The sequence below is a fragment of the Bacillus sp. MAG717A genome, assembly GCF_036884855.1.
In the GTDB taxonomy this organism is placed as follows: domain Bacteria; phylum Bacillota; class Bacilli; order Bacillales; family Bacillaceae; genus Bacillus; species Bacillus safensis.
Window position 1 is genome coordinate 1,822,227 of the sequence record NZ_CP145733.1, and the last position, 12,811, is coordinate 1,835,037.

Annotated in this window: 15 protein-coding genes; 14 read left to right on the top strand and 1 reads right to left on the bottom strand. The window is 41.5% G+C overall.

All coding sequences use genetic code 11. The features are described from left to right. Window positions 1–16 precede the first annotated feature (16 nt). From glyA to V6Z54_RS09360, 11 genes are all read left to right on the top strand, one after another. Complete coding sequence (glyA, locus tag V6Z54_RS09310) at window positions 17–1,264, top strand: serine hydroxymethyltransferase (RefSeq protein WP_034281450.1); 1,248 nt, start codon at window positions 17–19, stop codon at window positions 1,262–1,264. A 147-nt stretch (window positions 1,265–1,411) separates the two neighbouring features. Then, window positions 1,412–2,041, top strand: coding sequence for a uracil phosphoribosyltransferase (gene upp, locus V6Z54_RS09315; protein WP_003214553.1), 630 nt, complete (start codon window positions 1,412–1,414; stop codon window positions 2,039–2,041). Between the two features lie 499 nt (window positions 2,042–2,540). Beyond that, window positions 2,541–2,924 carry an ATP synthase subunit I gene (locus V6Z54_RS09320; RefSeq protein ID WP_024423731.1) on the top strand — a complete coding sequence of 128 codons (384 nt, stop codon included), beginning with the start codon at window positions 2,541–2,543 and terminating at the stop codon, window positions 2,922–2,924. A gap of 7 nt (window positions 2,925–2,931) precedes the next feature. Next, window positions 2,932–3,666, top strand: a complete 735-nt coding sequence (gene atpB, locus V6Z54_RS09325) for a F0F1 ATP synthase subunit A (protein ID WP_073978871.1) — start codon at window positions 2,932–2,934, stop codon at window positions 3,664–3,666. Window positions 3,667–3,715: 49 nt separating this feature from the next. After that, window positions 3,716–3,928, top strand: a complete 213-nt coding sequence (gene atpE / locus V6Z54_RS09330) for a F0F1 ATP synthase subunit C (protein ID WP_003214968.1) — start codon at window positions 3,716–3,718, stop codon at window positions 3,926–3,928. Between the two features lie 120 nt (window positions 3,929–4,048). After that, a complete protein-coding gene (gene atpF, locus V6Z54_RS09335) occupies window positions 4,049–4,570 on the top strand; it encodes a F0F1 ATP synthase subunit B (protein ID WP_034281220.1) in 522 nt (173 codons plus the stop codon). Continuing rightward, entirely contained in the window at window positions 4,567–5,112 is a 546-nt protein-coding gene (locus V6Z54_RS09340; protein ID WP_024426340.1) for a F0F1 ATP synthase subunit delta, read from the top strand. The genes atpF and V6Z54_RS09340 overlap by 4 nt, the downstream gene beginning before the upstream one ends. 16 nt (window positions 5,113–5,128) lie before the next feature. Beyond that, window positions 5,129–6,637 carry a F0F1 ATP synthase subunit alpha gene (atpA, locus tag V6Z54_RS09345; protein WP_024423728.1) on the top strand — a complete coding sequence of 503 codons (1,509 nt, stop codon included), beginning with the start codon at window positions 5,129–5,131 and terminating at the stop codon, window positions 6,635–6,637. An 88-nt stretch (window positions 6,638–6,725) separates the two neighbouring features. Continuing rightward, window positions 6,726–7,592, top strand: a complete 867-nt coding sequence (locus V6Z54_RS09350; RefSeq protein ID WP_024423727.1) for a F0F1 ATP synthase subunit gamma — start codon at window positions 6,726–6,728, stop codon at window positions 7,590–7,592. Window positions 7,593–7,616: 24 nt separating this feature from the next. Further along, entirely contained in the window at window positions 7,617–9,035 is a 1,419-nt protein-coding gene (gene atpD, locus V6Z54_RS09355; RefSeq protein WP_041087854.1) for a F0F1 ATP synthase subunit beta, read from the top strand. Window positions 9,036–9,059: 24 nt separating this feature from the next. Further along, window positions 9,060–9,455, top strand: a complete 396-nt coding sequence (locus V6Z54_RS09360) for a F0F1 ATP synthase subunit epsilon (protein WP_003214592.1) — start codon at window positions 9,060–9,062, stop codon at window positions 9,453–9,455. Window positions 9,456–9,497: 42 nt separating this feature from the next. Here the strand turns inward: V6Z54_RS09360 and V6Z54_RS09365 are convergent, their stop codons facing one another. Next, the gene (locus tag V6Z54_RS09365; RefSeq protein WP_338527259.1) at window positions 9,498–9,974 is read right to left on the bottom strand and encodes a hypothetical protein; all 477 of its coding nucleotides are present in this window, start codon (window positions 9,972–9,974) and stop codon (window positions 9,498–9,500) included. 170 nt (window positions 9,975–10,144) lie between these two features. Between V6Z54_RS09365 and V6Z54_RS09370 the strand changes: the two genes are divergently transcribed. The 3 genes from V6Z54_RS09370 (at window position 10,145) to murA (ending at window position 12,579) form a co-directional block, all read left to right on the top strand. After that, entirely contained in the window at window positions 10,145–10,375 is a 231-nt protein-coding gene (locus tag V6Z54_RS09370; protein WP_024423724.1) for a DUF1146 family protein, read from the top strand. A 129-nt stretch (window positions 10,376–10,504) separates the two neighbouring features. After that, window positions 10,505–11,239: a YwmB family TATA-box binding protein gene (locus V6Z54_RS09375; protein WP_338527260.1), complete on the top strand. Its 735-nt coding sequence runs from the start codon at window positions 10,505–10,507 to the stop codon at window positions 11,237–11,239. Between the two features lie 32 nt (window positions 11,240–11,271). Further along, window positions 11,272–12,579: a UDP-N-acetylglucosamine 1-carboxyvinyltransferase gene (gene murA / locus V6Z54_RS09380; protein WP_024423722.1), complete on the top strand. Its 1,308-nt coding sequence runs from the start codon at window positions 11,272–11,274 to the stop codon at window positions 12,577–12,579. Window positions 12,580–12,811: the final 232 nt, after the last annotated feature.

A 12,811-nucleotide genomic window follows, 5' to 3' on the forward strand; every position in this document is an offset into this window, starting at 1 on the left:
GGAGAGGATTTCGCTGATGAAACATTTACCTGAGCAAGACGCACAAGTATTCAAAGCAATTCAACTAGAGCGGAAACGCCAGCAGGACAAAATCGAATTAATTGCATCAGAAAACTTCGTAAGCGAAGCAGTCATGGAAGCACAGGGCTCTGTATTAACAAATAAATACGCTGAGGGCTATCCTGGTAAACGCTACTATGGCGGCTGTGAACATGTAGACGTTGTGGAAGATATCGCACGTGACCGCGCAAAAGAAATTTTTGGCGCTGAGTATGTGAACGTACAACCTCACTCAGGTGCTCAAGCGAACATGGCTGTTTACTTTACTATTCTTGAGCATGGCGATACAGTGCTGGGCATGAACTTATCACATGGCGGGCATTTAACACACGGAAGTCCTGTAAACTTTAGTGGGGTACAGTACAACTTTGTAGAATATGGTGTAGATAAAGAAACTCAGCATATCGACTATCAAGATGTACTTGAAAAAGCACGTGAACATAAGCCGAAACTGATCGTTGCGGGTGCAAGTGCATACCCACGTCAAATTGATTTCAAAAAGTTTCGTGAGATTGCTGATGAAGTCGGTGCTTACTTTATGGTCGACATGGCTCACATTGCTGGTCTTGTTGCAGCAGGTCTTCATCCAAATCCAGTTCCTTACGCAGATTTTGTGACAACGACAACTCACAAAACATTACGCGGACCTCGCGGCGGAATGATTCTTTGCCGTGAAGAGTTTGGTAAAAAGATCGACAAATCGATTTTCCCTGGTATTCAAGGTGGACCACTCATGCATGTCATCTCTGCAAAAGCTGTTTCTTTCGGTGAAGTATTGAACGGAGATTTCAAAACATATGCACAAAACGTCATTGATAATGCAAAACAACTAGCTGAAACTCTTTTATCTGAAGATATTCAGCTTGTATCTGGCGGAACAGATAACCATCTTGTTCTCATTGACTTGCGTTCTCTTGGCATCACAGGAAAAATTGCAGAAAACGTTCTTGATGAAATCGGTATTACAGTGAACAAAAATGCAATTCCTTATGATCCAGAAAAACCATTTGTCACAAGTGGTGTACGTGTAGGGACAGCAGCAGTAACAAGCCGCGGTTTCGATCAAGAAGCGATGAAAGAAGTCGGTTCCATTATTGCACTTGCGCTAAAACATCATGAAGATGAAGCGAAATTAGAAGAGGCGAAAAAGCGTGTATCTGATCTTACGGCCCGTTTCCCTCTATATAACGAATTAGATTATTAAAAAACAGACCCATTTGCCTATTTTTGGCATGTGGGTTTTTTTTGTAGGATTTGCGAATCATATTGAAAGATGATGTCTTTTTATGTAGAATTGTAGGAAGTGTGCAAAGTTCACCGGAAGATGACAGAAAAGGAGTTGTAGCAAGCTATGGCAAAGGTTTATGTATTTGATCACCCGCTTATTCAGCACAAACTTACATATATTCGTGACGTTCATACAGGAACTAAAGAATTTAGAGAGCTAGTGGATGAAGTCGCAACATTAATGGCATTTGAAATCACAAGAGATTTACCGCTTGAAGAGGTAGATGTAGAAACACCTGTACAAGTAGCGAAATCAAACGTGATCTCAGGTAAAAAACTCGGTGTTGTGCCAATTTTAAGAGCAGGTCTTGGAATGGTAGACGGGATTTTGAAACTCATTCCAGCTGCTAAAGTGGGACATGTTGGTTTATACCGCGATCCGAAAACATTAAAGCCTGTTGAATATTATGTGAAGCTTCCATCTGATGTGGAAGAGCGTGAATTTATCGTAGTAGACCCAATGCTTGCAACTGGCGGCTCAGCAGTCGAAGCGTTAAACAGCTTGAAAAAACGCGGTGCGAAAAACATTCGCTTCATGTGTCTGATTGCTGCCCCTGAAGGTGTAGAAGAAATGCAAAAGCATCATCCAGATGTTGATATCTACATTGCTGCATTAGATGAGAAACTAAACGAAAAAGGTTACATCATTCCAGGTCTTGGTGATGCTGGTGACCGTATGTATGGAACGAAATAAGAAAGTCTTAATAAAAGCCCACATGCAAAACGTGCATGTGGGCTTTTTTGAAATATATGACAAACGGTTGATACCGTTCTTAGAAAAATCATTGTATACTGAACATTGGCTGTTTTTTTCAATGAATGTCACATCTCTCCTAAAGTTTGATGAAATTGTGAACATTTTGTGTGCTCTATCACTATAGAAAAGTTTTTTAACTTTGAACGGATTGACACATCATAGACGCTATTGTATGCTAAACGAGGGTATTATGGTAAGGTTTTCATAGCCTATAGCACTCTACTAATCCTCATTGTGAACCCTTTAATAATCAGGGTTTGTATCAACGAATGAAGCAGCATCCCATAGATCTAAAGATTTCAAGTCTGATTGTGCAATTAGACCGATGGGTGATTGATTTTTTTCGAACAGGACGGCTTATCATCAGCGTCTTCTACGCAGTTTTCATCACCATTTATCACCTTTTTTACAATACTTTTCATCGGGAGTCAGATGAATGAACGATCCAAACGCGATTTTCCGCAGACAGAGTAAATACATGTTCTATCTATTGGCAATTTTTGTGTTTGGCTATGCCATGCCTGGTTTTAAACCACTGTTTCTTGGTTTCATTATCGGCACAATTTTTGCTTTCTTTAATTTATTCCTACTTATACGGAGAATGCACGCTTTTGATCGAGCGGTTAAAAAAGGAAAATCCATTCGTTCAATGGGAAGTACAGCCAGGTGGGCCAACGCGATTCTCGCAGTAGCGATTGCTTGGCGTTACCCTAATGAAGTTCATCTGGCAGGTGTTGTTATAGGATTAATGACAATATATCCTGTCATTATGATAGATTCCTTCATTCAACTTAAACGTTCTACTATGGAAGAGAGGTGAATACTCTTTGGGTCACAGTTCAAAAACTACAGAATTTTTAGGGTTAACGTTCAACTTATCCAATGTTCTCATGATTACGATTGCTAGTATCATCGTTCTTCTCATAGCGGTGCTGACTACTCGTGTTCTGTCTATTCGTCCGACTAAGGCGCAGAACTTCATGGAATGGATCGTTGATTTTGTTCGAAATATCATAGGTAGTTCGATGGACATGAAAACAGGAGCCCCATTTCTAGCGCTTGGCGTTACATTACTCATGTACATATTTGTTTCAAACATGCTTGGACTGCCATTCTCGATTACGGTCGATCACAACTTATGGTGGAAATCACCAACTGCTGATCCTGCAATCACAATGACACTAGCAATTATGGTCATGGGTCTCACACACTACTATGGTGTCAAGGCAAAAGGAGTCAAGGAATATACGAAAGACTACTTTAGACCAATTCCGCTTTTAGTACCATTGAAACTTATTGAAGAATTTGCAAACACGCTAACACTTGGTTTGCGTCTTTACGGAAATATTTTCGCTGGAGAGATTCTTCTTGGTTTACTTGCAGGACTTGCGACCAATTTCTACTCGCAAAACATTGCGCTTGGTATCGTTGGTACATTAGGTGCCATCGTGCCAATGATTGTATGGCAGGCATTCAGTTTGTTTGTCGGAACCATCCAGGCATTTATCTTCACCATGCTGACAATGGTGTACATTTCCCATAAAGTCAGCGACGAACACTAAAAAAATTGAGAGTCCAAAAAGGACGTTATTTTAAAGGAGGAGCTTTTTAATGAATTTAATAGCAGCAGCAATTGCAATCGGTTTAGGAGCACTAGGAGCAGGTATTGGTAACGGTCTAATCGTATCTAAAACAGTTGAAGGAATCGCTCGTCAGCCAGAAGCTGGTAGAGAACTAAGAACACTTATGTTCATCGGGGTCGCTTTAGTTGAGGCACTTCCAATTATCGCTGTCGTTATCGCATTCTTGGCATTCTTTGGTTAATATGTGAGAAGCGTTCTAATATGAATTTTAATGGCGAAGATCAGATTAGTTCGAAACTTCGCCATTCCTTTATGTTTTGTTTCTTAACATATTATTTAAAGAAGGGAGTTGCCGTACTAAATGTCTCAGTTACCAGTGGTTTTAGGAGCAGGGGGCTTAAGCTTCAACGCCGGTGATATGTTATTCCAGCTTATCGCTATGCTCATTTTGCTTGCACTTTTAAAGAAATTTGCGCTTAAGCCTTTATTAGGTATTATGAAGCAGCGTGAAGATTATATAGGAAATGAAATTTCAAGTGCTGAAGAAAAGCACGTTCAAGCTGAAAAGCTTCTTGAAGAACAACGTGTCTTATTGAAAGAAGCACGCGAAGAATCACATACACTCATCGAAAATGCGAAAAAGATTGGTGAGAAACAAAAAGAAGAGATCATTCAAGCAGCACGTCAAGAATCAGAGCGCTTGAAAGAGTCTGCTAGAACTGAAATCGTGAAAGAAAAAGAACAAGCTGTGGCTGCACTGCGTGAGCAGGTTGCATCACTATCTGTGCTGATTGCATCTAAAGTGATTGAAAAAGAACTTGATGAGCAGGCACAAGAGAAATTGATTCAAGAGTACCTTAAAGAGGCAGGCGAAAGCCGATGAGCGTAACTATTGTCTCTAAGCGTTACGCTTCTGCTCTTTTTGACATCGTTCTTGCTTCTTCGGCAGTAGACGAAACTGAAAAAGAGCTGAATGAGATCAAAAAAGTTCTAAAGGCTGATCAAGAACTCAATGACTTCCTTGTTCATCCAAAGATTACAGCAGACAAAAAGAAACAGTTGATTGCTGAGGCTTTCAAAGGTGTTTCTACTTATGTATTGCACACAATGTATTTACTGATTGACCGCGGACGCACGAATATTTTCTCTGAAATGACGTCTGAGTTTGTGAAACTTGCAAACCGTACGAAACAAATAGACGATGCGGTCGTGTATTCAGTGAAACCGCTGAGCGGTGCTGAAATTCAATCTTTATCTGAAGTATTTGCCAAAAAAGCCGGAGTCACATCACTGCGTGTTGAAAATGTGATTGACAAGGATCTAATAGGCGGAGTGAAAATCCGTATCGGAAACCGCATTTATGACGGCAGTGTCAGCGGAAAGCTTTCCCGCATTGAACGTCAGCTTGCAGGCGAAAATCGTTAGAAGGGGTGAAACCTTAGTGAGTATCAAAGCTGAAGAGATTAGCGCGCTGATAAAGCAGCAAATCCAAAACTATCAATCAGAAATTGAAGTAAAAGATGTCGGTACAGTCATTCAAGTAGGGGACGGTATCGCGCGTGTACATGGCCTTGACAACATTATGGCAGGAGAGCTGGTTGAGTTCTCTAACGGTGTAATGGGTATGGCTCAAAACCTTGAGGAGTCTAACGTAGGTATCGTTATTTTAGGACCTTACAAAGATATCCGCGAAGGTGACGACGTAAAACGTACAGGTCGTATCATGGAGGTTCCAGTAGGTGAAGAGTTAATCGGACGTATTGTGAACCCGCTTGGTCAGCCTGTTGATGGACTAGGTCCAATCTTAACAAGCAAAACACGTCCAATCGAAAGTGAAGCACCTGGCGTTATGGATCGTAAATCTGTACATGAGCCGCTTCAAACAGGAATTAAAGCAATTGATGCCTTGATTCCAATCGGCCGCGGACAGCGTGAATTGATCATTGGTGACCGTCAAACAGGTAAAACATCTGTTGCAATCGATACGATTCTAAACCAAAAAGATCAAGACATGATCTGTATTTATGTAGCCATCGGACAAAAAGAATCAACGGTTCGTGGTGTTGTTGAAACACTTCGTAAGCATGGTGCGCTTGACTACACAATCGTTGTCACAGCTTCTGCATCACAGCCAGCTCCACTTCTTTACCTTGCTCCTTATGCAGGTGTAACGATGGGTGAGGAATTCATGTATAACGGCAAGCACGTACTTGTTGTCTATGATGACCTTTCTAAACAAGCGGCAGCTTACCGTGAGCTTTCATTATTGCTTCGTCGTCCTCCAGGTCGTGAGGCATTCCCTGGTGATGTTTTCTATCTTCACTCTCGTTTATTAGAACGTGCAGCGAAGCTTAGTGACGAAAAGGGTGGCGGTTCTATCACAGCATTGCCTTTCGTAGAAACGCAAGCTGGCGATATTTCTGCATATATCCCAACAAACGTTATTTCCATTACAGATGGACAGATTTTCTTACAATCTGACCTCTTCTTCTCAGGCGTACGTCCAGCGGTAAACGCAGGATTGTCTGTATCTCGTGTGGGTGGTTCTGCACAAATCAAAGCGATGAAAAAGGTAGCAGGTACACTTCGTCTGGATCTTGCTTCTTATCGTGAGCTTGAAGCATTCGCTCAGTTTGGATCTGATCTAGACCAAGCGACTCAAGCGAAATTAAACCGTGGTGCAAGAACAGTTGAAGTCTTAAAACAAGACTTGAACAAACCGCTTAAAGTTGAAAAACAAGTAGCGATTCTTTACGCACTAACAAGAGGATACTTAGACGATGTTGCCATTGCTGATGTTAAACGTTTTGAAGCTGAGTTATTCTTGTACATTGAAGAAAACCATAAAGGCTTGTTTGACACAATCTCTCAAACAGGAAATATGCCTGCTGATGAAGAGTGGAAGACAGCAATCGAAGGCTTTAAACGTACGTTTGCACCAAGCAACTAATTAGTAATCTTTCCGAGAGAAAAAGATTCTCTTTTTCTCTCTTTTCACGTAAATGAACACGGATTCCTGAAAAAAGGTGGTGAAATCTTTGGCCTCATTACGCGATATAAAGTCAAGGATCACGTCAACGAAAAAATCGAGTCAGATCACAAAAGCGATGCAAATGGTATCAGCTGCGAAACTGAATCGTGCTGAAAACAATGCGAAGTCTTTTGTTCCTTACATGGAGAAAATCCAGGAAGTGGTTGCTGCAATCGCAACTGGAACAAGTGCTAAGCACCCAATGCTTCTTTCAAGACCTGTCAAGAAAACAGGGTATCTCGTCATTACATCTGATCGAGGGCTTGCAGGACCTTTTAACAGCTCGATTTTGCGTGCCGCTTACCAAACCATTCAATCTCGTCATCAATCCGCTGATGAATATGCGGTGATTGTCATTGGTAAAATCGGACGCGACTTCTTCAAAAAGCGTGGTATTCCAGTTATTTCTGAAGTAACAGGGCTTGGAGACGAAGTAGCGTTTGCTGATATTAAAGAATTAGCAAGCAGCACAGTTCAAATGTTCTCTGATGAAGCGTTTGACGAACTTTACATGTTCTACAACCACTTTGTCAGTGCGATTTCACAAGAAGTAACAGAGAAGAAATTATTGCCGCTAACGGACCTTTCGGCCGCAGCGACACCAAATAAACGTTCCGCATCTTATGAGTTTGAGCCTTCTGAAGAAGAAATTCTTGAAGTTCTCCTTCCTCAATATGCAGAGAGTTTGATTTTCGGTGCGCTTCTTGACAGCAAAGCAAGTGAACATGCTGCAAGAATGACAGCAATGAAGAGTGCAACAGACAACGCAAAAGAATTGATCGACAGCCTGACACTCTCTTACAACCGTGCTCGTCAAGCAGCGATTACACAAGAGATTACAGAAATTGTCGGCGGAGCAGCTGCCTTAGAATAAAAATAATTGTCAGGAGGGAATGCAATGAAAACAGGACGCATCAGTCAGATCATGGGACCAGTCGTAGACGTTCGTTTTGAAGACGGTCACTTGCCTGAGATTTATAATGCGATCAAAGTTTCGCATAAAGCGGAAAGCGAAAGTGAAGTTGATATCGACTTAACTTTAGAAGTAGCACTACATTTAGGTGATGATACAGTGAGAACCATCGCAATGGCATCAACAGACGGTGTGAAGCGCGGTATGGAAGCTGTAGACCTTGGAAAACCAATTTCAGTACCAGTTGGTAACGTAACACTTGGACGTGTATTCAACGTACTGGGAGATAACATTGACTTAGATGAGCCACTTGTAGAAGCTCAAAGAGATCCAATCCACAGACAAGCGCCTTCTTTTGATCAACTTTCTACAGAAGTTGAAATTCTTGAAACAGGTATCAAAGTTGTTGACCTGCTTGCTCCTTACATCAAAGGTGGAAAGATCGGTCTATTCGGTGGAGCCGGTGTAGGTAAAACCGTTCTGATTCAAGAATTAATCAACAACATCGCACAAGAACACGGCGGTATTTCTGTATTCGCTGGTGTTGGAGAGCGTACACGTGAAGGAAACGACCTTTACTACGAAATGAAAGATTCTGGCGTTATCGAAAAAACAGCCATGGTCTTCGGCCAAATGAATGAGCCGCCAGGTGCACGTATGCGTGTTGCCCTAACTGGTTTGACAATGGCAGAGCATTTCCGTGATGAACAAGGTCAAGACGTATTGTTCTTCATTGATAACATCTATCGTTTTACACAAGCAGGTTCTGAAGTTTCAGCCCTTCTTGGACGTATGCCTTCAGCGGTAGGTTATCAGCCGACACTTGCAACAGAAATGGGTCAGCTGCAAGAGCGTATCACGTCTACAAACGTAGGATCGGTTACATCGATTCAAGCAATCTATGTACCTGCGGATGACTATACGGATCCAGCTCCAGCAACTACGTTCGCTCACCTTGATGCAACGACAAACCTTGAGCGTAAGCTGACTGAAATGGGTATTTATCCAGCGGTTGATCCTCTTGCTTCAACATCTCGTGCACTTGCACCTGAGATCGTTGGCGAAGAGCATTATGCGATTGCGCGTGAAGTGCAGCAAACATTGCAGCGCTATAAAGAATTACAAGATATCATTGCCATTTTAGGTATGGATGAATTATCTGAGGACGATAAGCTTGTGGTACACAGAGCGCGTCGTGTTCAATTCTTCCTATCTCAAAACTTCCACGTAGCAGAGCAGTTCACTGGCCAAAAAGGTTCTTATGTGCCATTGAAAGAAACTGTTAAAGGCTTCAAGGAAATCTTATCTGGTAAATACGATCACCTTCCAGAAGATGCATTCCGCTTAGTTGGACGCATTGAAGAAGTGGTTGAAAAAGCCAAAGAGATGGGTGTAGAGGCCTAATCTGGTCCTTAGGAGGGTAAAAGCATGAAGACCGTTCAAGTCAATATCGTTACTCCCGACGGCCCAGTGTATCAAGCGGATGTGGAAATGGTCAGTGTAAGAGCAGAAAGCGGTGAGCTTGGTATTTTAGCTGGCCACGTTCCAATGGTTGCTCCGCTAAAAATCGGTGCAGTTCGCTTAAAACATAGTGGATCAACTGAATTGGTTGCAGTAAGTGGCGGGTTTGTTGAAGTCCGCCCTGAACAAGTAACGATTCTTGCTCAGGCCGCTGAAACATCAGACAAAGTTGATGTTGATCGTGCTAAATCAGCGAAACAGCGTGCTGAAGAGCATTTGAACCACCCGAATGAAAGTGATGTACGCCGGGCGGAACTCGCATTAAAACGGGCATTAAACCGTTTAAATGTAGCAGGGAAATAAAATAGAAAATCCTTCTTATCACAGTGATAAGAAGGATTTTTTTTAGGATGACATGAGAGATTGATACATCGACACATAAGGATGAGATGCTTGCTTTTCTAAATATAACTGCTCGCAAAATTGCGTACTGCAATGCCATGTTTTATTGTTTCTGCGTAAGCCAAGCGTATATTGGTGCGAAGAGTCCATATAAGGCCGCACTACCCAGTCAGCATCTGAATGATGACGGATGACAACCTCTCCTAAATACACACTCATTATCGCTTCTAATGCATCTATTGGCATTTTCCACTCAGCGAACAGCTGCTTAGTCAATGCATCAAAGTATAGTGATTCTAACTGATACAGGCTTTCCTCAGAGTAATCCAAAGAAATGTTATGAAAATGACACAATTGTGCTAATTCTTCTAGCTGTGTCTGTCTATAATCAAAGTAGAAAGCAATGGCCTCCCATTCATGATCAAATGAGGGAACCAATTCTCCGTACAAATCAACAAAGTCAGGAAAAGAATCTTTCAATGTGTTCAGCTCCTTCCACACGCAGTATATCATCTCCTTGGCATCAGGATAAGAGGGGATTCACACTAAATGTAGCTCTTTTTTCCAAATGATTCATCTTTCCGATTTTCGAGGATATAATGAAAGGGAGTTTTCCTTTACAGAAATAAATAAAAGGAGGATTCAATTGTATGGAAGACGTAGGACAACAAGCAATCGTGGGCATTGTGATTCACCTATTTTTTATCGCGGTTACATGGTGGGCACTGCTTGCTGTAAATATTGATCCACTCATTAAAAAAGGGAAAATCGTTCAAGCAAGGCTGCTGATGATGCTCATTACCATTGCGATCGCATCTGCGGTCAGCAATTTCTTCCTTGATTACTTAAATTTCTCCAGACAAATTCCTTATATGTTCTAACATAAAAGGTTTGGTCACGGCCTTCTGCGGGAACGTAAAAAGAAGGGTCAAAAGGCTCGCCTTTTGTTGACTTTTCCACGTATGCATTGACCTCCTTGCGGCAACACTTGTAGCAAGGGGGAATGACAGGTGAGAAAGTATTTGAAAGGTTGGCCATTATTTGCGTTTATTCTTTTTTTTGTTCTGATGATTCAAGGGATTCGTGCGGAAGAATCTTCTCCGCTCGCTCAAATAGCAGAAGGTTTGAAAAACCAGCAAATCGAAGTCGATGGATGGACCCTTCATGCCAAAACAAATGTAGATATTTCATCCGAACAATTTTCAAAAAAAGTGAAACGTTTGAAAGACGAACTACGACAGTATGAGTGGACCGAAAAAAAAGAACAACATGTCACCAAAGTCACAGGAATTTACAAAGATGAAAAAAATGATACAGAATCGAAAATTTTACTCGTGAAGACCGACACAAAATCAAATCAAAAGTCGTATTTATTATATGAGCAAAAAGGTGCTCGCCCACTGAATACCTGGGAGCATACATATAATCAGTTCGTACGTCATGCAAAAAGCATATTACAAGAGAAAATTGTAATTTTTACTTGTCTCGATGGTCATGTAAATGGTATGATGGATGTTGTTTTGCAAAAAAAAGCTGAAACGTTAGCAAATGAATTTCAAGCAAAACCAGTTGAGTATCTCGTTGAGTCTAATTTTGTGTCGCTTTCCGCTTACACAGATAAGTGGGAACAGTTCATTATGACTTCAAATGATAAAATGAATGTTCAAATTGCCATCAGAAGTTCGGAAATGAACGAAAATCATACGATTACGGTTGGCACACCAATCGTAACGACTGAATATTAATATAGAGAATTTGGGACGCGGAGGGGAAGACCTTGGAAAAAATCATCGTCCGCGGCGGTCAAAAGTTAAACGGCACAGTTAAAGTAGAAGGCGCAAAAAATGCCGTTTTACCAGTTATCGCTGCATCTTTGTTAGCAAGTACAGAAAAAAGCGTAATTTGTGATGTACCTACGCTCTCCGATGTATATACAATCAATGAAGTGTTACGTCATTTAGGAGCAGAAGTACATTTTGAAAATAACGAAGTATCAGTTGATGCATCTCATGCACTAGAAACTGAGGCTCCGTTTGAGTATGTCCGTAAAATGAGAGCATCCGTGCTTGTCATGGGACCACTTTTAGCAAGAACAGGTCATGCAAGAGTTGCATTACCTGGAGGCTGTGCAATTGGTTCAAGACCAATTGATCAGCATTTAAAAGGCTTTGAAGCAATGGGAGCTAAAATTCAAGTAGGTAATGGTTTCATCGAGGCTGAAGTAAAAGGCCGTTTAAAAGGTGCAAAAATCTATTTGGATTTCCCAAGTGTAGGGGCAACTGAAAACATCATCATGGCAGCAGCATTAGCTGAAGGAACAACAATTTTAGAAAACGTAGCAAAAGAACCTGAAATTGTTGATTTAGCAAACTACATCAATGCCATGGGCGGTAAGGTTCGCGGTGCTGGTACTGGTACAATCAAAATCGAAGGTGTGGAAACACTTCACGGTGCAAAACACAACATCATCCCTGACAGAATTGAAGCAGGTACTTTCATGGTGGCAGCAGCCATTACAGAAGGAAATGTTCTTGTAAAAGGCGCAGTGCCAGAGCACATGACATCACTTGTTGCAAAAATGGAAGAAATGGGTATTCAGATCATTGAAGAAGAAGAAGGTTTAAGAGTCATTGGACCATCTGAGCTCAAGCCAATTGATCTAAAAACAATGCCACATCCTGGGTTCCCAACGGATATGCAATCTCAGATGATGGCGCTATTGCTTCGTGCGAACGGAACAAGCATGATCACAGAAACGGTGTTTGAAAACCGCTTTATGCATGCTGAAGAATTCCGCCGCATGAATGGCGATATTAAAATTGAGGGTCGCTCTGTCATTATCAATGGGCCAGTTCAACTTCAAGGTGCTGAAGTGGCAGCGACTGATTTAAGAGCAGGAGCAGCACTTGTACTTGCTGGATTAGTGGCAGAAGGTCATACACGTGTCACAGAGTTGAAGCATATTGACCGTGGTTATGTGAACTTCCACCAAAAGCTTGCAGCAATCGGTGCAGACATTGAAAGAGTAAACGATGAATCAGCAGATGTGACACAAGAACAAGTTGTATCAGATCTGAACGCTTAGTCATTAAAGAAATCAGTGTGTCCATTGGGCATGCTGATTTTTTTTTAGAATCATAGAATGCTTCATTTCACGAAGCTTATCATTAGTGTATCCAACCATCTTAAATTTTATTCATACAGACGAACAGTAAAATCCATTTGAAGGACAGCCTCATACCCTCCATAAAAGACTTGTCCACTAAATGAAAGAAGCTGTCATATTAGCTTGTCCCTGCCCATAGGATAAAAGAGAT